The organism is Pseudomonas sp. 4CAES_32.4 (assembly GCF_058136335.1).
Genome location: NZ_CM176882.1, coordinates 964964 through 984359, shown reverse-complemented (window position 1 = coordinate 984359; position 19396 = coordinate 964964). Strand labels below are relative to the sequence as shown.

General features: G+C 59.7%; 19 protein-coding genes. 9 read left to right on the top strand and 10 right to left on the bottom strand.

The genetic code is table 11. The features are described from left to right. Positions 1–2 precede the first annotated feature (2 nt). From lptC to AC3Y64_RS04245, 8 genes are all read left to right on the top strand, one after another. Complete coding sequence (gene lptC, locus AC3Y64_RS04280; RefSeq protein ID WP_489986550.1) at positions 3–575, top strand: LPS export ABC transporter periplasmic protein LptC; 573 nt, start codon at positions 3–5, stop codon at positions 573–575. Continuing rightward, on the top strand, positions 562–1107 hold the full coding sequence (lptA, locus tag AC3Y64_RS04275; protein ID WP_064388005.1) for a lipopolysaccharide transport periplasmic protein LptA: 546 nt from the start codon (positions 562–564) through the stop codon (positions 1105–1107). The genes lptC and lptA overlap by 14 nt, the downstream gene beginning before the upstream one ends. Next, the gene (gene lptB, locus AC3Y64_RS04270) at positions 1107–1832 is read left to right on the top strand and encodes an LPS export ABC transporter ATP-binding protein (protein WP_008085069.1); all 726 of its coding nucleotides are present in this window, start codon (positions 1107–1109) and stop codon (positions 1830–1832) included. The genes lptA and lptB overlap by 1 nt, the downstream gene beginning before the upstream one ends. 187 nt (positions 1833–2019) lie before the next feature. Continuing rightward, complete coding sequence (locus tag AC3Y64_RS04265) at positions 2020–3513, top strand: RNA polymerase factor sigma-54 (RefSeq protein ID WP_489986549.1); 1494 nt, start codon at positions 2020–2022, stop codon at positions 3511–3513. Between the two features lie 73 nt (positions 3514–3586). After that, entirely contained in the window at positions 3587–3895 is a 309-nt protein-coding gene (hpf, locus tag AC3Y64_RS04260; RefSeq protein WP_007912419.1) for a ribosome hibernation-promoting factor, HPF/YfiA family, read from the top strand. 11 nt (positions 3896–3906) lie between these two features. Then, positions 3907–4371: a PTS IIA-like nitrogen regulatory protein PtsN gene (ptsN, locus tag AC3Y64_RS04255; protein ID WP_158961096.1), complete on the top strand. Its 465-nt coding sequence runs from the start codon at positions 3907–3909 to the stop codon at positions 4369–4371. Between the two features lie 2 nt (positions 4372–4373). Next, on the top strand, positions 4374–5231 hold the full coding sequence (gene rapZ, locus AC3Y64_RS04250; RefSeq protein ID WP_008085077.1) for an RNase adapter RapZ: 858 nt from the start codon (positions 4374–4376) through the stop codon (positions 5229–5231). A gap of 15 nt (positions 5232–5246) precedes the next feature. Continuing rightward, complete coding sequence (locus AC3Y64_RS04245) at positions 5247–5522, top strand: HPr family phosphocarrier protein (protein WP_008085079.1); 276 nt, start codon at positions 5247–5249, stop codon at positions 5520–5522. Between the two features lie 37 nt (positions 5523–5559). Here AC3Y64_RS04245 and AC3Y64_RS04240 read toward each other — a convergent pair whose 3' ends face one another. From AC3Y64_RS04240 to pmbA, 6 genes are all read right to left on the bottom strand, one after another. Next, the gene (locus AC3Y64_RS04240; RefSeq protein WP_489986548.1) at positions 5560–6453 is read right to left on the bottom strand and encodes a ZIP family metal transporter; all 894 of its coding nucleotides are present in this window, start codon (positions 6451–6453) and stop codon (positions 5560–5562) included. 30 nt (positions 6454–6483) lie between these two features. Beyond that, entirely contained in the window at positions 6484–7095 is a 612-nt protein-coding gene (locus tag AC3Y64_RS04235) for a superoxide dismutase (protein ID WP_150705943.1), read from the bottom strand. A 1-nt stretch (position 7096) separates the two neighbouring features. Then, the gene (locus tag AC3Y64_RS04230) at positions 7097–7537 is read right to left on the bottom strand and encodes a DUF2753 family protein (RefSeq protein WP_016984162.1); all 441 of its coding nucleotides are present in this window, start codon (positions 7535–7537) and stop codon (positions 7097–7099) included. A gap of 27 nt (positions 7538–7564) precedes the next feature. Then, the gene (locus AC3Y64_RS04225) at positions 7565–8941 is read right to left on the bottom strand and encodes a class II fumarate hydratase (protein WP_489986547.1); all 1377 of its coding nucleotides are present in this window, start codon (positions 8939–8941) and stop codon (positions 7565–7567) included. Then, positions 8922–9329 (bottom strand): FagA protein, encoded by a 408-nt coding sequence (locus tag AC3Y64_RS04220; RefSeq protein WP_489986546.1) that lies wholly within the window; start codon positions 9327–9329, stop codon positions 8922–8924. Before AC3Y64_RS04220 ends, AC3Y64_RS04225 begins: the two co-directional genes overlap by 20 nt. Positions 9330–9580: 251 nt before the next feature. Continuing rightward, on the bottom strand, positions 9581–10933 hold the full coding sequence (gene pmbA / locus AC3Y64_RS04215) for a metalloprotease PmbA (RefSeq protein WP_489986545.1): 1353 nt from the start codon (positions 10931–10933) through the stop codon (positions 9581–9583). A gap of 102 nt (positions 10934–11035) precedes the next feature. Between pmbA and yjgA the strand changes: the two genes are divergently transcribed. Next, positions 11036–11560 carry a ribosome biogenesis factor YjgA gene (gene yjgA, locus AC3Y64_RS04210; RefSeq protein ID WP_025109468.1) on the top strand — a complete coding sequence of 175 codons (525 nt, stop codon included), beginning with the start codon at positions 11036–11038 and terminating at the stop codon, positions 11558–11560. A gap of 51 nt (positions 11561–11611) precedes the next feature. On the opposite strand, the gene tldD is transcribed toward yjgA, so the two are convergent. From tldD to rng, 4 genes are all read right to left on the bottom strand, one after another. Continuing rightward, a complete protein-coding gene (tldD, locus tag AC3Y64_RS04205; protein WP_158959620.1) occupies positions 11612–13054 on the bottom strand; it encodes a metalloprotease TldD in 1443 nt (480 codons plus the stop codon). A gap of 4 nt (positions 13055–13058) precedes the next feature. Then, positions 13059–13919, bottom strand: coding sequence for a carbon-nitrogen hydrolase family protein (locus AC3Y64_RS04200; RefSeq protein WP_489986544.1), 861 nt, complete (start codon positions 13917–13919; stop codon positions 13059–13061). A 128-nt stretch (positions 13920–14047) separates the two neighbouring features. Beyond that, entirely contained in the window at positions 14048–17851 is a 3804-nt protein-coding gene (locus AC3Y64_RS04195) for a YhdP family protein (RefSeq protein ID WP_489986543.1), read from the bottom strand. A gap of 75 nt (positions 17852–17926) precedes the next feature. After that, positions 17927–19384 carry a ribonuclease G gene (rng, locus tag AC3Y64_RS04190; protein WP_158959617.1) on the bottom strand — a complete coding sequence of 486 codons (1458 nt, stop codon included), beginning with the start codon at positions 19382–19384 and terminating at the stop codon, positions 17927–17929. Between the last annotated feature and the right edge of the window lie 12 nt (positions 19385–19396).

Sequence of the window (19396 nt, the reverse complement as noted above, 5' to 3'; positions counted from 1 at the left end):
CCATGTTTAGCAAAAAATTTCGTAACTTTCTGCTGTTCGGCTGCATCGCGGCGATCTTCGCCGCTGTCGGCTACTGGAACATCAGCCCGGAACGCTTCCTCGACAAGCCCCCCGTGTCGACAGTAGACAACCCTATCGACTGGTATGCGACCAACACGCATACCCTGCAATACCTGCCAGACGGCAAGGTGCAGTATGAAATGACGTCCGAAAAGGCCGAACACGTCAAGGCCACCGATATCACCCTGGTCACCAAACCCGACCTGAACATGTACCGCGGCACAGATTTTCCGTGGCACGTGACCAGTGAGCGCGGCGAAGTGAACTCGGGCGGTACCCAGGTTGAATTGATCGATTCGGTACGCATCAAACGTACCGATGAAAAGAAACGCGATCTGCTGGTCACCTCCACGCGCATGACAGTGTTCCCGCAGGAGCAATATGCGCAGACCGAGCAACCCGTTAGAATCGACGGCGCTGGCGGTGTATCGACTGGCGTTGGAATGAAAGCGTACCTGAAGGAAAGCAGGATACACCTGCTATCGAACGTAAGAGGACAGTATGAGGCTCGTTAAAACCCTCCCTATTTTGCTCAGTCTGGGCGCAGCACTGGGAAGCGTGAGCGCCTGGGCTCTGCCGAACGATCAAGAGCAGCCAATCCGCATTCAGGCCGACGATGCCCAGCTGGACGACAAAAACGGCGTTGCGACCTATAAAGGTGACGTGATCATTACCCAAGGCTCGATGAAGGTCACCGGCAACACCGTGACCATCACCCGTACCCCGACCGGTGATATCGACGTGGTGACTTCGGTCGGCAACCTCGCCTACTTCGAACAGCTGCAGACCGCTGGCGACACCAAGCCTGTACAGGGCTGGGGCGTGACGATTCAGTACCATGCCGCGCAAAACCGCGTCGTACTGATCGACAAGGCCAAGGTTGTCGACAAGGACAACAACACCACTCAGGGCGAGAAAATCGTCTATGACACGGTGAAGAAACTGGCCAGCGCCGGTCGCGCTACCGGCAGCAAAGTCACCGAAGCGCGTCCGCGTATCGACATGGTGATCCAGCCGAAGAAGAAAACCGACGAGAAAACCCAGTAATGGCAACTCTGAAAGCTCAGCACCTGGCCAAGGCCTACAAAAGCCGCCAGGTCGTGCGTGACGTCAGCCTGTCGATCGACAGCGGCCAGATCGTCGGCCTGCTCGGCCCCAATGGCGCCGGCAAGACCACGTGCTTCTACATGATCGTCGGCCTGGTGCAGGCCGATCAGGGCCGCGTCCTGATCGATGATCTGGACGTCAGCCATCAGCCAATGCACGGTCGTGCCAAGGCTGGTATCGGCTATCTGCCGCAAGAAGCGTCGATCTTCCGCAAACTGTCGGTGGCCGACAACATCATGGCGATCCTCGAGACCCGCCAGGAACTCGACAAGGCCGGTCGTCGCAAGGAGCTGGAAAGCCTGCTGCAGGAATTCCACATCAGCCACATCCGCGACAACCTCGGCATGAGCTTGTCCGGTGGTGAACGCCGCCGGGTGGAAATCGCTCGGGCATTGGCAACCGCCCCGAAATTCATCCTGCTCGACGAACCGTTCGCCGGTGTCGACCCGATCTCGGTCGGCGACATCAAGCAGATCATCCACCACCTCAAGGCCAAGGGTATCGGTGTTCTGATCACCGACCACAACGTCCGTGAAACGCTGGATATCTGCGAAACCGCTTACATCGTCAACGACGGTCAATTGATCGCCGAAGGTGATGCAGAAACCATCCTGGCCAACGATCTGGTCAAGGAAGTCTATCTGGGGCACGAGTTCCGCCTGTAAGCGCGACAGCATCCGGGTGATTCGCGAGGGTGCTGTATCGATGAAGCAGCTTTTTATACGCTTTAATTGTTACAGCGCTCTAGGCAAACACTTCAGTTTCAGGCATATAATTTGCTTAAGTTTGGCGCTCCGGCGCCCTGTAGTGGATGGCGCATAGCGCCGGCGAATAAGGTGTTAAGCCCCTGCCATGAAACCATCGCTAGTCTTGAGAATGGGCCAGCAGCTGACGATGACACCGCAGCTGCAACAGGCCATCCGTCTGCTCCAATTGTCGACCCTGGATCTGCAACAGGAAATCCAGGAGGCGCTGGAATCCAATCCGATGCTCGAACGCCAGGAAGAAGGCGACGACTTCGACAATTCCGATCCGATGGCCCACAACATCGAGCAGAAGCCCAACACCGAGATCCAGGAACCCTCCTATCAGGAAACGGCCCCGACGGTAGACAACCTCGAGGACGGCGAATGGAACGAACGCATTCCCAACGAACTTCCGGTCGACACGGCCTGGGAAGACGTCTACCAGACCAGCGCCAGCAGCCTGCCGAGCAACGATGATGACGAGTGGGACTTCACCACCCGTACCTCCGCTGGCGAAAGCCTGCAAAGTCATCTGCTGTGGCAATTGAACCTGGCCCCCATGTCCGACACCGATCGCCTGATCGCTGTGACCCTGATCGATTGCATCAACAATCAGGGCTACCTGGACGAAACCCTCGAAGAAATTCTCGAAGCGTTCGACCCGGAACTGGACATCGAGCTGGACGAAATCGAAGCCGTCCTGCACCGCATCCAGCAGTTCGAACCGGCCGGTATCGGCGCACGCAACCTCGGCGAATGCCTTCTGCTGCAATTGCGCCAGCTGTCGGCCAAGACCCCGTGGCTGGCGGAAGCCAAACGCCTGGTCAGCGACTACATCGACCTGCTTGGCAGCCGCGACTACAGCCAGTTGATGCGCCGCATGAAACTCAAGGAAGATGAACTGCGCCAGGTCATCGAACTGGTACAGACCCTCAATCCACGCCCAGGCTCGCAGATCGAATCGACCGAAGCCGAATACGTGGTGCCGGACGTTATCGTGCGCAAGGACAACGAGCGCTGGTTGGTCGAACTGAATCAGGAGTCGGTGCCCCGCCTGCGGGTCAACGCACAGTACGCCGGTTTCGTGCGCCGCGCCGACACCAGTGCCGACAACACCTTTATGCGCAATCAGTTGCAGGAAGCCCGCTGGTTCATCAAGAGCTTGCAGAGCCGCAACGAAACCCTGATGAAAGTTGCCACCCAGATCGTCGAGCATCAGCGCGGTTTTCTGGAGTACGGCGACGAAGCCATGAAGCCGCTGGTTCTGCATGACATCGCCGAAGCGGTGGGCATGCATGAATCGACGATTTCCCGTGTGACCACGCAGAAATTCATGCATACCCCGCGCGGTATTTATGAACTGAAATACTTTTTCTCCAGCCACGTCAGCACCTCCGAAGGCGGCGAATGCTCGTCCACGGCGATCCGCGCGATCATCAAAAAACTCGTTGCGGCGGAAAATCAGAAAAAGCCGTTGAGTGACAGCAAGATCGCTGGTTTACTGGAGGCACAAGGCATTCAGGTGGCTCGCCGCACCGTCGCCAAGTACCGCGAGTCCCTCGGGATCGCGCCTTCGAGCGAACGCAAGCGGTTGATGTAAGCCACGTTACAGCGTTCCAGTGGCAGGCTATCCAGCCTGCCGCTTTATGCACTGGCAACGAAGGAGAAGCTGTATGCAAGTCAACATCAGTGGACACCAACTGGAAGTGACCCAACCTCTGCGTTCCTACATCGAGGAAAAACTCCAACGACTGGAGCGCCATTTCGACAAGATCACCAACGTGCAAGTCACGATGTGCGTCGAAAAGCTGAAGCAGAAAATCGAAGCCACCTTGCATATTCCCGGCAGCGAAGTGGTCGCCAACGCAGAAGATACCGACATGTATGCTGCGATCGACTCACTGACCGACAAGCTGGATCGCCAACTCAAAAAGCATAAGGAAAAGACCCAAAGCCTCCTACAGGGCGCGACCGGTCGATAACCCCCCATTCCATGATCCGACTTGAAAGTATCCTGACCCCCGGCCGTTCCCTCGTGAACGTGCCGGGCGGCAGTAAAAAGAAAGCCCTCGAACAAATTGCCAACCTGATCGCCCGGGAAGTACCGGATCTGGAGATGCAAGATGTCTTCGAGGCTCTGATTGCCCGTGAAAAACTGGGTTCGACCGGTTTTGGCAACGGCATCGCCATTCCTCACTGCCGCCTCAAGGGTTGCCAGTCGCCTATCAGCGCGCTGATGCACCTTGAAGCACCTATCGATTTTGACGCCATCGACGGCGCTCCCGTTGACCTGCTGTTTGTATTGCTGGTGCCGGAAGCCGCGACCGATGCACACCTGGAGTTGCTGCGCCAGATCGCGAGCATGCTGGATCGCAAGGATGTGCGCGATAAATTGCGCAGCGCTTCGAGCAACGAAGCCTTGTATCAGGTTGTTGTGGACGAGCAGAACGGGCAGTAATCATGCGCTTGATCATCGTCAGCGGCCGTTCTGGCTCGGGTAAAAGTACGGCACTGGATGTCCTGGAGGACAACGGTTACTACTGCATCGACAACTTGCCCGCAGGTTTGCTGCCGGAGCTGGCCGAGCGCGCATTGATTCACACAGAACTGGCGCAGCCGCTGGTGGCCGTGTCGATTGATGCGCGCAACCTGCCGAGCCACCTGTCACGCTTCCCCGAACTGCTTGAAGACGCCAGAAGCAAGCATATCCAGTGCGATGTGCTTTACCTGGACGCCGATGAGGAAACCCTGCTCAAGCGTTTTTCCGAGACCCGTCGTCGCCACCCGCTGAGCAACGCCAACCGCTCGCTGGCCGAGGCGATCCACGATGAGACTGCCCTGCTCGGCCCGATAGCCGACCTCGCCGACCTGAAAATCAACACCACCAATCTGAACCTGTATCAGCTGCGCGATACCATCAAGTTGCGCCTGCTCAATCAGCCGGAGCCGGGTACAGCGTTTCTGGTCGAGTCATTCGGCTTCAAGCGCGGCATGCCGGTCGATGCCGACCTGGTGTTCGACGTACGCTGCCTGCCCAATCCGTACTGGAAACCGGAGCTGCGCGAGCAATCCGGTCTAGACGCGCCGGTCGCCGAGTATCTGGCAGCGCAGCCCGAGGTCGAAGAGATGTTCCAAGACATCTTCACCTACCTGCACAAATGGCTGCCGCGCTTCGCCGCCAGCAATCGCGCCTACGTGACCATTGCCATTGGCTGCACCGGCGGGCATCACCGCTCCGTCTACCTGACCGAACGCCTGGGTCAGGCCCTGCAGAAAACCCTGAAGAACGTCCAGGTTCGCCACCGCGACCTCACTTAAAGGATTCACACCGCGATGCCTGCTCTGGAAATCGAAATCATCAACAAACTGGGCCTGCATGCCCGCGCGTCGGCCAAGTTCGTTGGCGTGGCCGGGCAGTATCCGGATTGCACGATCAGAGTGGGCCGCACGCCCGAGACCACGGTCGATGGCAAAAGCATCATGGCGATGATGATGCTCGCCGCAGGCAAGGGCACCAAGATCTACCTGAGCACTGAAGGGCATCAGGAACAGGAAGCGCTGGATGCGCTGGTGGCATTGATCAACAACTATTTTGACGAGGGCGGTTGATCTGCAGTCGAGGGAGCTTGCTCCCTCCCCGCTTGTTTCAACCCAACGCCGTATCCATCACCATCATCAGACAAAACCCGATCAGCAAGCCAAGACTGGCCAGCTTGTCATGACCATTGCGTCGCGACTCCGGGATGACTTCGTGGGTCACCACCAGCAACATCGCCCCGGCCGCCAGCGCCAGCCCCAACGGCAATAACACCTGCGCCAGACTCACGAGCCACGCACACAGCAGCGCAAATACTGGCTCGACCAAACCTGACGCGGCACCGATCAGGAACGCCTTGACTCGCGACATCCCTGCCCCGGCCAATACCAGCGCAATCACCAGACCTTCCGGCACATCCTGCAAAGCGATGCCCATGGCCAGACTGTCGGCATCCGGCATGCCGCCACCGGCAGAAACACCGACGGCCATGCCTTCAGGGATGTTATGGGCAATGATGGCGAAGACGAATAACCAGATGCGCGGTGGAATCACCGGGTGCTCGACAGTGCCGACGAGCATTTCCGGAGACGCGCCGGACACCTTGCGATCGACCAGATACAGGCCGAAGGCACCGAGCATGATCCCGAAGCAAATCAGACCACTGGCGCCCCATGGGGTCATGCCCAGACTTTCGGCTGCAGCGATACCTGGCACGATCAGCGAAAACGCGGTCGCCGCCAGCATCACTCCGGCACCGAAACCCAGCAAGGTGTCGCTGAGCGCCTGAGGCATCCGCCGAATCACCAGCACCGGCACAGCCCCAAGCGCTGTGCCCAGGGCGCAGATTGCACCGCCCTGCAACGCCCGCGACAGCCTCGGCTCGAGATTCAGCCATTCCAGCCCGTGGGCGACCAGCAAGGTCATACCCGCCAACAGCAATAGCGATCCCACTGCGTAACGAAACATACGCCCACTTCCGATCGCCAGTGTTTCAGTGCCCATAGTCAGCCTTGGATTGTTTTTATAGAAGACTTAAACCAGTGCGGCCTGATAGCGCGCAGCAACTTCAGGCCAATTGATTACGTTGTAGAACGCGTTGATGTATTCCGGGCGACGGTTCTGATAACGCAGGTAATAAGCGTGCTCCCAGACGTCGAGACCGAGGATCGGCGTGTTGCCGTTCATCAACGGACTGTCCTGGTTGCCGCTGCTTTCCACGATCAGTTTTTTCTCCGGGGTCACGCTGAGCCAAGCCCAGCCGCTGCCAAAACGGGTCAGGGCGGCTTTGGTGAAGGCCTCCTTGAAACTGTCGAGGCCACCCAGATGTTCATCGATAGCCTTGGCCAATGCGCCATCAGGTTTGCCGCCACCGTTGGGCACCATCACTTCCCAGAACAACGAGTGGTTGGCGTGTCCGCCGCCCTGGTTGATCACCGCTGCGCGGAGTTTTTCCGGCAATTGCTGAACGCTGGCGACCAGTTTTTCCACCGGCCACTCAGCGTATTCGGTGCCTTCAACCGCCGCGTTGAGGTTGTTGATATAAGTCTGGTGATGCTTGGTGTAGTGGATCTCCATGGTCTGCGCATCGATGTGCGGTTCGAGGGCGTCGTAGGCGTAAGGCAAGGCAGGCAAGGTAAAAGCCATTTCAATGGACTCCATGGTGATGTGGGGCAGGCGCGCGGCGCGCATTGCCGGTATCCGGGTGCAGCAAACGCTGGGTGCGTGGGTACTCGCCATGTTCGCTGATGAAATTCAGCAGCTCGACGTAGGTCTTGCTGCTCTGGCGCAACGCTGCTTCACGCAATGCCAGGCGCTGACGCTCGTCCTGCATGGTCTGCAACAGCCGTTGGTGGATGGCGCAGAGGTACTCAGCGCTCTCCTCTGGCTGGTTCAGGCGCAAGTGCAGATCCGCCAGGTTGTGATGGGAGATGACGCAAGCCGCCACTGCTTCGTCGGCATCCGCCCAGCGTTCGAACAACACTTGCGCCAGGGCCAGGGCTTGCAGATAAGCCTCTCGGGCGTCGATCAGCTCGCCCAGCATGAAGCAGCGATTAGCCCGTTCAATCGTGCGTTTCCAGTGCTCCATGGTGAGCCTCCAAAGCGGTTGCGGGGTTTACACGCCGCCGGCGGTGAGTTTCTCGGGATTGAGCAACTCTTCCAGTTGGCTGCGCGACAGGTCGGTGTGCTCCAGAGCAACGTCGATCACTGCGCGGCCTTCCTTGTAGGCCTGCTTGGCGATTTCGGCGGCTTTCTGGTAACCGATGATCGGGTTGAGCGCGGTGACCAGAATCGGGTTACGCGACAGCGCTTCTTTGAGGCGCGACTCGTTGACCTTGAAGCTGGCAATGGCCTTGTCGCCCAGCAAGCGGCTGGAATTGGCCAACAGTTCGATGCTGCTCAACAGGTTCTGCGCGATGATCGGCAGCATCACGTTCAGCTCAAAGTTGCCCGACTGACCGGCGATGGTGATCACCGAGTCGTTGCCGATGACTTGCGCGGCAACCATGGCGGTGGCTTCCGGGATCACCGGATTGACCTTGCCCGGCATGATCGACGAGCCCGGCTGCAGGGCTTCGAGTTCGATTTCACCGAGGCCGGCGAGCGGGCCGGAGTTCATCCAGCGCAAATCGTTGGCGATTTTCATAAGCGAAACGGCGGTGGCTTTGAGCTGGCCGGAGACGGCAACGGCGGTGTCCTGCGAGCCAATCAGCGCGAACAGGTCCTTGCCCGGGGTGAATTGCACATCAGTCAGTTGGCTCAACTGGCGGCTGAAACGCGCGGCGAACTCAGGATGCGCATTGATCCCGGTGCCGACCGCCGTGCCGCCCTGCGCAAGGGATTGCAGGCTCGGTAGCAGATCTTGCAGGTGGCCGATGTTGGCCTTGAGCTGCTGCGCCCATCCGTTGAGCACTTGGCTCATGCGCACCGGCATCGCGTCCATCAAATGCGTGCGGCCGGTTTTGACGTGGTGATGCACCTGCCCGGCTTTTTGCTCGATCACTTGGACCAGGTGCAGCAGGGCCGGCAGCAGTTGTTCGTGCAGGGCCAGCGCGGCGCTGACGTGGATAGTGGTCGGGATGATGTCGTTGCTGCTCTGGCCGCAGTTGACGTGATCGTTGGCGTTCACCGATTCGCCGAGCAAGCGACTGGCCAGGGTGGCGATCACTTCGTTGGCGTTCATGTTCGAGCTGGTGCCGGAACCGGTCTGGAAGATATCCACCGGGAAATGCTGCATGAAATCGCCTTCGAGCAGGCCTTGCGCGGCGTCGCTGATGGCTTTGCCCTGGGCGGCAGTGATCTGGTTGAGTTCAACGTTGGCCCGAGCAGCGGCGGCTTTGGCGAGGATCAGCGCGCGGATGAATTGCGTCGGCATCGGTTTGCTGCTGATCGGGAAGTTATCCACTGCGCGCTGGGTCTGCGCGCCGTAGAGAGCGTCAACCGGCACCTGCAGTTCGCCCATGCTGTCGCGCTCAATACGAGTCTTGGTCATCTGAAAATCCTTGCACCAGTTCAATGAGAGGTATCGATGGAAGCAGATCGCAAGTGGCGAGCTGCCAGGTGTAGCGTTGCCAGCGCTTGAGCCGGCAATTGCATAAAGAGAGGCGCTCCATTTCACGCAATGGGCGCCAGGCTTGATCGAGACAGAGGCTGCGCCAGTGCCACGGCAGAGCGATGTCGGTGGCCGTGTCGAGCAGCAAACGGAAGGAGGTTTCGGCGACCGTCCAGGGTGAGGTCGCGGTGCAACAGGACAGATAGCGGCCTTCGGCGAGATAGTGTTCGATCAGGCGCGGCTCGTCGGGATCCATCGCGCAACGGATCTGACGGCTCATCCAGCGCCAGCTTTCGAGGTAGGGCTGCTCGTGTAAGGCAGAACTCATGATCCGGGGCTCATCCGATAATGAGATTTATTATTAGATGATAATGAGAACCAAAACAAGAGCGCCGAATTACACAGAGTCCATTGTGGGAGCGAGCCTGCTCGCGAAGGCGTCGTGCCGGTCACCAACGCGGTCGGCCGTGAAATCGCTTTCGCGAGCAGGCTCGCTCCCACATTGGATTTGTGTGGAGCCAATAAAAAAGGCGCGCCACCCGATGAGGTAGCGCGCCTTTTGTGTAGGACGGCTGAGCTTTAGCTGCCCGCGACAGTCATCCGCTCAATCAACACCGAACCGGTGCGAATGTTGCTGCGCAGTTCCAGGTCATTACCCACCGCAACGATCTGCTTGAACATGTCGCGCATGTTGCCGGCGATGGTCACTTCCTGCACCGCGAACTGGATTTCACCGTTCTCGACCCAGAAACCCGCCGCCCCACGCGAGTAATCGCCAGTGACCATGTTCAGGCCATGGCCCATCAATTCAGTCACCAACAAGCCACGACCCATACGCTTCAACAGCGCCGCCTGGTCTTCGTCGCCATGGGTGACGAACAGGTTATGCACGCCGCCAGCATTGGCCGTGCTCGGCATGCCGAGTTTGCGCCCGGAGTAGGTGCCGAGAATGTACGAGACCAGCTCACCTTTTTCGACGAACGGTTTAGCGTACGTCGCCAGACCATCACCGTCGCAAGAGGCGCTGCCCATGGCGCGCATCAGGTGCGGACGCTCATCGATGGTCAGCCATTCCGGGAACAGCTTCTGCCCCAGTGTGCCTTCAAGAAACGACGACTTGCGATACAGACTGCCGCCGGAAACCGCCGAGAGGAAACTGCCGAACAAGCCGCCCGCCAGTTCTGCAGAAAACAGCACCGGCACTTCACAAGTCGGCACCGGACGCGCGCCCAGACGGCTCGCCGCGCGTTGCGCTGCACGCTGACCAATGCTTACCGGATCGGCCAGCAAAGTGCCCTGACGGCTCACGTCGTACCAGTAATCGCGCTGCATCTGGCCATCGGCCTCGGCAATCATCACGCAACTCAGGCTGTGTCGGGTCGATGCATAGCCGCCGATAAACCCGTGGCTGTTGCCATAAACCCGGCAGCCCTGATGGGTGCTGAGCGTGGTGCCATCGGCGTTCTTGATCCGCGCATCGGCGTCAAAAGCGGCCGCTTCACAGAGCAACGCCTTCTCGATGGCCTGCTCCGGGGTGATGTCCCATTCGTGGAACAGATCGAAATCCTGTTGCTCGCGGGCCATCAGCGCTGCATCAGCCAGGCCCGAGGCCTCATCCTCCGAGGTGTGCTTGGCAATCGCCAGTGCGGCGGCGACGGTTTCACGAATGGCATCAGGTCCGGTGGCGGAAGTGCTGGCCGAGCCCTTCCGCTGACCGACGTACAGCGTGATGCCGAAACCCTGATCGCGGTTGAACTCGACCGTCTCGACCTCGCGCTGACGCACCGACGTCGACAGGCCCTGCTCCAGCGACACCGCGACTTCGCAGGCACTGGCGCCCTGACGCTTGGCTTCGGCGATGATCTGCTCGACTTGACCCTGCAGTGCCGGCAATGCCTGCGGGCCGACGCTTTCAACTGCACTCATGCTCATCTCCACTCAAATTCTGCTTTCGGCTAGGGTCATCGAGCGACCGGGCCGGACAAGCGGCCCCCGACTGGTTATCATGGCGGCGTTTCTTTGCGGACTGCCACCATGGTTGATTCTTACGACGACTCCCTCGATACGGGAGAAAAAAGCAAATCTCAGGTCAAACGCGAGCTGCATGCTCTGGTTGACCTTGGCGAGCGCCTTACAACACTCAAGCCCGACTTGCAGGCAAAACTGCCATTGACCGACGCTTTGCGCCGGGCGCTGGCCGATGCGCCGAAGCACACCGCGAACATCGCGCGTAAACGGCACTTGCAGTTCATCGGCAAGCTGATGCGCGATCAGGACACTGACGCGATTCTCACGCTGCTCGATCAACTCGATGCCTCCACTCGTCAGTACAACGAGCGTTTCCACAATCTCGAACGCTGGCGTGACCGCTTGATCGCGGGCGATGATGCCGTGCTGGAGAAATTCGTCGTCGAGTACCCGGACGCCGACCGCCAGCAACTGCGTTCCCTGATCCGTCAGGCTCAGCACGAGGTTGCGCAAAACAAACCTCCCGCTTCCAGCCGTAAAATCTTCAAGTACATCCGCGAGCTGGACGATACTCAACGCGGTCTGCGCTGAGATTCGTCAACGGGTGGCCGCACTGCGCGCCACCCGAAGCTCCACCTCTGTTTATGCGCCCGTCCCACCGACGGTGATCGCATCGATCTTCAGCGTCGGCTGACCGACACCCACCGGCACCGATTGCCCATCCTTGCCACACGTGCCCACACCGCTGTCCAGCGACAGATCGTTACCGACCATCGACACCCGGCTCATCGCCTCGGGGCCATTGCCGATCAACGTGGCGCCTTTCACCGGGGCGGTGATCTTGCCGTCTTCGATCAGATACGCCTCGCTGGTGGAGAACACGAACTTGCCGCTGGTGATGTCGACCTGACCACCACCGAGGTTGGCGCAGTAAATGCCTTTCTTCACCGAAGCAATGATTTCCGCCGGATCGCTTTCGCCGCCGAGCATGTAAGTGTTGGTCATGCGCGGCATCGGCAGATGCGCGTAAGACTCACGACGACCGTTACCGGTACGGGCCACGCCCATCAGACGCGCGTTGAGCTTGTCTTGCATGTAACCCTTGAGCACGCCGTTTTCGATCAGCGTAGTGCACTCGGTCGGGGTGCCTTCGTCGTCGACACTCAGCGAGCCGCGACGACCGCTCAAAGTGCCGTCATCGACAATCGTGCAGAGTTTCGAGGCAACCATTTCGCCCATGCGTCCGCTGTAGGCGGAACTGCCTTTGCGGTTGAAGTCGCCTTCCAGACCGTGGCCGACCGCTTCGTGCAACAACACGCCAGACCAGCCCGAGCCCAGCACCACCGGCAACGTACCGGCCGGCGCAGGAATCGCTTCGAGGTTCACCAGCGCCTGACGCAACGCTTCACGGGCGTAACCCATGGCGCGGTCTTCGGCGAGGAAATAGCGGTAGTCGGTACGCCCGCCGCCGCCATGCCCGCCGCGCTCGCGACGGCCATTTTGTTCAACGATCACGCTGACATTGAAGCGCACCAACGGTCGTACATCGGCCGCCAGGCCACCGTCAGTGGAAGCCACCAGAATGCGTTCCCAGACCCCGGCCATGCTCACGCTGACTTGTTGAATGCGAGGATCGAGCGCACGGGTCGCGACATCGATGCGTTTCAGCAGCTCGACTTTCTCAGCGCGAGTCAGGACTTCGAGTGGGTTATCCGGCGCGTACAACTGCGCTACGTCTTGAGTGGTGAACGCCTGCACCGTGCCGTTTTGCCCGGCGCGGGAGATCGAACGTGCGGCGCGGGCCGCGGCTCCCAAAGCTTCGAGGGTGATCGCGTTGCTGTAGGCAAACCCGGTTTTTTCACCGGACTGCGCACGCACGCCAACACCTTGGTCGAGGTTGAAGCTGCCTTCCTTGACGATGCCGTCTTCCAGCGCCCACGACTCGGAAATCTGACCCTGAAAATACAGGTCGGCGGCATCGATGCCAGGCCCGGCCAGATCGCCGAGCACGCCTTGCAGGCTCTCGATCGTCACGCCACCGGGCGCCAGAAGATGATCACTGACTGAGGACAACAACTCGCTCATAGGTTTACGCCTTAAATTCGTGTTCTGAAGCAGGTCGCTGTGCGCCCTGCGAGAAAAACCGCCGATGACGCGTCACCGGCATTCGCGCCCTGATGGACGCTTGTTCAATACTGTCGCGTTCGGCCAACAACACCGCTTCGCCTTGATCCTGATGCGCCAGCACGCGGCCCCACGGGTCGACGATCGCCGCATGCCCGAAGGTTTCCCGCGGTCCCGGATGGATCCCGCCCTGCGCTGCGGCCAGCACATAGCATTGAGTCTCGATGGCCCGCGCCCGAATCAGCACATCCCAATGGGCTGCGCCGGTCACCGCAGTAAACGCCGACGGTGCGGTAATCAATTCGGCACCGGCAGCGCGCAATTCGCTGTACAGCTCCGGAAAGCGCAGGTCGTAACACACGGTCAGACCCAGTTTGCCGACCGGAGTGTCCGCGACCACTACGCCACTGCCATAAGCATAGTCATCGGATTCGCGGTAACGGCCGCGATTGTCCGCCACATCGACATCGAACAGATGCAACTTGTCATAGCGTGCAACGATTTCGCCGTGTTCATTGATTAGCAACGAGCAGGCATTGGCCTTGGCTGTCGGCTGATCCACCGGCGGCAACGGCAAAGTCCCGGCCACTATCCATAACGTGAGGTCGCGGGCGGTCTGTTTCAACCATGGCAGGATCGGCCCCTCGCCCATAGCCTCGGCACGGCCGATGTCGGCGACGTCGCGACGGCCCATGGCGGCGAAGTTTTCCGGCAGTACCGCAAGCTTCGCGCCACCCGCCGCCGCCTGTTCGAGCAGGCGTCGGGCCTGAGCCAGATTGGCCAGCACGTCGCTCTGGCTGACCATTTGAATCACCGCTAAAGACATGCCCGCTCCTCGGAGTCTGCACACAACCTTGTTGGAGCTGCCGCAGGCTGCGATCTTTTGATCTGGCTCTTAAAAAACAAAATCAAAAGATCGCAGCCTTCGGCACCTACCGGGGTAGTGTCTGCTAGTTAAAAAGGCTTGTCGAAGGTGATTTTCGGCTCTTTCCACGGGCCTTTGACGGTGTATTTCACACTGGCAAAGCGCGCCACGCGATCACCGATCAACTTGTCGATCAGGAACAACGCACCGCCGACCGCAGGGGCGCCCACAAGCAACGCGGCAATCGGCAGGTTGTTGGTCACCGGCAAGGTCACCAGCAACTTGGCGTCGACCTGTTCCGCCACCAGATCCAGCTTGCCGTTGAGCTCAATATTGCTCGACGGCCCGGTCAGGCGAATCGGTTCTTTGGTGTCGTAAACACCGTTGGTCGCCACCAGCAGGCCTTTGACCCGGTCGTAGCTCAAGCCTTTGCCGAACAAGTCGGAGAAATCCAGGCGCAGGCGTCGGCCAATGGAGTTGAAGTTGAGCAGACCGAACACCCGCAATGCTTGCGCACCGCCCTCCACTTCAACGAATTGCCCCTTGTTCAGTGACGCATCAAGGGTGCCGGAGAAACGCTTGGTCGCCAGCCACGCCGGCGAGCCCGGCCAGCGACCATCGACGTCCATGTGGAACTCTTCGCTGGTCACACTCGGCGCAAACCCCCAACCCTTGAGCACGTCGGCGAGGTTCTTGCCGCCAATCCGCCCCTTGAACCAGCTATTGGTCGAGCCCGGCGCCCCTTCCCAGCCGCCATTGCCTTGCAACAGGATACCTTTGAGGCCCATATCGAGATTGTTCAGCGCGATGCCTTTGGCTGTCGGTCTCACCTTGAGCGACCAGCCTCCGACCAGATCCTGGCCCTGGAACAGCTGATTGATGGTGATATCCAGCGCCGGAATCTTGGTCGGATCGACCGACTCCAGAGGATCAGGAGCGTTCTCGTCAGCCTGCACCGTAGGATCCGGCGCCGGCAGTTTCACGTATTGCAGGTTCACCGCAATGGGCGTGCCCTTGGCATCCGGCAGACTGGCCGTGCCTTTGGCCTGCTGACTGTCGAGCGCCAGATTCCACGCCGCCTGTTTGCGATTCAACTGCACCGAAGCCTGATCCAGCGTGGTGCCGAACGCCGTCAGTTTGCCGACCTTGAAGTCTGCACTGCTAAGCAACTTACCTGCGCTGCCGCCCGGATCCTGTCCGGCGTATTTGCTAACCAGATCTTGCCACGGCGCCACGTCCAGCTCTGACAGCACGCCGCGAATCCGCAAGCCTTTGGTCCCCGGCAGCACAGCCTCGCCGGCGCCGAGGAACAATTCGCCACGACCGTCGGCAAAATTGCTTGGCGGCGCGGCAAAGGTGAAATTAGCCAGTTGGTCATAGTTGACCCAATAACGCCGCTCCTGCCCTTGCAACGTCATGCGGAACACCGTGTCGCGCCCCGTTTCCGCCGTCATGCCGAACGGCGCCGGCAGATCGACCGCCACCCCCTGCATGCTGGAGCTGACCATCAACTGGCTGTCCGCACCGTCGAGGTTCAGCTGCAACTGATACGGAATCGTCCCGGAAACCGGCAGTGGCTGCGTCACGCCCAACCAATCGGTGAGTTTCTTCACCTCGACTTGCCCCGACGCGGCTACGCGAGTCTTGAGCTTGCCGGGACTGCCGTCGGCAAAAATCTGCGCAGTGACCGGTTTGTCGAAAGCGCGCGCGGCGATGTTCTGCCCACTGAGGCCCTTGGCGCTGTCGAAGCGGAAATCACCTTTGAGCTGAGTCAGTTCCAGCTTCGGCTCGGCCAGTTTCAGCCGCGCATTGGCGGTCTTGAAGTCGACGAGGATCTTCGGTTGATCGCCCTTGGCCAGCGGCACATCCAGTTTGAGCTTGCCTTGCAGATCGCCTGCACCTTCCCAGCCAGCGAAGGTGTCCGCCGTGCCGATCGGTGCTTCCTGGAGAATTTTCAGCCCGTCACCCAAACCACCGGCAAACGCCCCGTCAAGGAACATGTGAGTGTTCTGCCCGCTCGGCACATGGGGAATATTGACGAAGACATCTTTGACCTGAGTGTCGAGCAACTGGCCTTTGCTGGCCCAGATGCGCACACCGCTGTCTTCGATGAACACATCGCCGCTGACCTTGCTGACATGCGGCCAGCCCGGCTGGAACGCCAGTTCGGCGTCATGCACTTTGAAGAACAGACTGATACTGCGGTCAGCCTCGCCCGCATTCTTGTTCAACGAACCTTGGTACTGGAAGAAGCCCTGATCGACCGCGCCTTTTAGAATCGCTGTACGCAGCCACTCGTCGAGCGCCGGGCTCAAGACTTCAGGCAGGTATTTGGCGGTGTAGCGACCGTCGCCATCGACCAGACCGACCCGCAGGTCCATGTAGTCTTCCTGGCTGTGATCGAAATGCAGGCGGATCAGGAAGTCACCGGCAATCTTGCCCTCCTCGCCCAACACCTTCAGGTACGGCGCGATCAGGGTGAAGCCTTCTTTATCGAGCTTCCAGGTCAGGCGCGCATTGGCCTGCAGGTATTGCCACGGCTTGGCAAAGATCGGGTCGAGGTGCAGGACGAAATCCTTGCTGTCCATGCGCAACTCGCCACCGTCGAGGTTACCGGTGAGGCTGCCGCTGACATTTCTTGCCGCCGGAGCGCCGTGATAGGCATCGAAGCCGACCTGATCGAGATTGGCGGCAAAGCTGAATTTTGTGCCGTCAGTGGCCGCAGGCCGGAAATCCAGCAGCACGTTGCGCAGGCCGCCGGTCACGTTCAAATGATCGACCACCTCAGCGAAACCCTTTGGCAGCGGTCCAAGCGCATTGAGCAGCGGCGTGATCGGCGTCAGATCGAGGCGATCAGCCTGCAGGTGCCAGAGCTCTTCAACCTTGTCGGTGGCACGGGTCTGTTGCAGCTGGATGTGCGATTCCCAGCGGTTTTCACCGAAGTTCATCGCCAGCGAATCAAAGGTAACCGTCGCCCCATCGCCACTGTCGTGGTAGTACGCATTAATGGCGAGGTTGTTGATCCGGATCGGCTTGCGCTCACCATAAGCGCCCGTCAGTTGCGGGGCATTCAAGCGCACGACGGCGTTTTGCAGCGTGCCCTTGGCCCAATCGATCCAGACTTCACCACCGGCCTTGAGCTCGGTGAAATTCCATTGCTGGGTCAGGCGTTCGGGCAGCCATTTCGCCCAGTCGCTTTGCGGCAGACTGGCGTAGCCCTCGACCGTGCTGTCCTGCCATTGCTCCGGGCGGATGCGCGTGCGCAGGTTGATGGCCACCGGCTGACCGTCAGGCAAAGTCAAACGGGCATCAAGGCGCTGGCGACTGGCACCGGTCTTCAGATTGAGGCCGACATAGGTCAGGGTCATCGGCGCGTGATCCTGCGGCTGCAGGGTGACCTGACTGTCGAGCACCGAAAGTTGCTGAATCATTTGCGAACGATTGAACAACTGCTGCGCATCGAGCGGCTGATCATTCTGCATCGGCAGACCTTCCAGCGCCCAGCGGCCGTCCTCGGCTTCTTTGAGGCTGATCTTCAGGCCATTGAGTTCCAGATGTGCGATACGCACTTCACGAGCCAACAAACTGGCCCACAGGTCCGGCACCGCTCGTACCCGATCCAGGCGCAGGGCATTGGCGCCGTCGCCGAGCGTCACATCATGAGCCAGCAGGATCGGTGCAAAACCACTCCAGTTGCCTTCCAGCTCGCCGATCTGCAACGGCATCCCGAGGGCCGCGCTGGCCTTGTCTTCGATCTCGGCACGGTATTCGGCCACCAGCGGCGTCAGCTCTCGGCCGAGGCTGACGTACAACGCCATCAACACCAAAACCAACGCGCACAGGCCCAGCCCCCAGCGGGTGATTGCGGCCAAAATGCGTGTCAGACGTTCCATGTCAGTTGGCTCCCATGGCAAAAATACTGCGAAAAGCTGAGGCCAGCCGCGGTGAAAAAGGGGTGATGCAGGGGTTCAGAGCAGCACCACGTCATATTGTTCCTGGGAGTACATGGTTTCCACCTGGAAGCGTATGGTGCGGCCAATGAACCCTTCGAGTTCGGCGACGTTACCGGATTCTTCGTCGAGCAAACGGTCGACGACTTTCTGGTTCGCCAGTACACGATAGCCTTCGGCCTGATAGGCGCGAGCCTCACGCAGAATCTCGCGGAAGATCTCGTAACAGATGGTTTCCGGAGTTTTCAGCTTGCCCCGCCCCTGGCAACTGCTGCACGGCTCGCACAGGACTTGCTCAAGGCTTTCGCGGGTGCGCTTGCGGGTCATCTGCACCAGACCCAGTTCGGTAATACCGATGATGTTGGTCTTGGCGTGATCGCGCTCCAGCTGTTTTTCCAGGGTGCGCAGCACCTGACGCTGATGCTCTTCGTCTTCCATGTCGATGAAGTCGATGATGATGATCCCGCCCAGGTTGCGCAGGCGCAGTTGCCGGGCAATCGCCGTCGCGGCTTCGAGGTTGGTCTTGAAGATGGTTTCCTCAAGATTGCGATGACCAACGAAGGCGCCGGTGTTGACGTCGATGGTGGTCATGGCTTCCGCCGGATCGACCACCAGATAGCCGCCGGATTTCAGCGGCACCTTGCGCTCGAGGGCTTTCTGGATTTCGTCTTCGACACCGTACAGATCGAAAATCGGACGTTCACCTGGATAGTGTTCCAGACGATCGGCGATTTCCGGCATCAGTTCGGCGACGAATTGCGTGGTTTTCTGGAAGGTTTCCCGCGAGTCGATGCGGATCTTTTCGATCTTCGGGTTGACCAGATCACGCAGCGTGCGCAGCGCCAGACCGAGGTCTTCGTAAATCACGCTCGGCGCGGTAATGGTTTTGATCTGCTCGTTGATCTGATCCCACAGGCGTCGCAGGTAGCGGATGTCCATGAGAATTTCATCAGCGCCAGCGCCTTCGGCGGCCGTACGCAGAATGAAGCCGCCGGCCTCCTTGATCCCCTCTTTGGCCACGCAATCGCTGACCACTTGCTTGAGCCGTTCGCGCTCGGCTTCGTCTTCGATTTTCAGCGAGATGCCGACATGGGCGGTTCGCGGCATGTACACCAGATAGCGCGACGGGATCGACAGCTGCGTGGTCAGGCGCGCACCTTTGGAACCGATCGGATCCTTGGTGACTTGCACCACCAGGCTTTGGCCTTCGTGCACCAACGCACTGATGCTTTCCACCGCCGGGCCTTCGCGCAGGGAGATTTCAGCGGCGTGAATGAACGCGGCACGATCCAGGCCGATGTCGACAAATGCCGCCTGCATACCCGGCAGCACCCGGACAATCTTGCCTTTATAGATGTTGCCGACGATCCCGCGTTTTTGCGTGCGCTCGACGTGGACTTCTTGCAGCACACCGTTTTCGACCACCGCCACGCGCGACTCCATCGGCGTGATGTTGATCAGAATCTCTTCACTCATGGCAGGATCTCG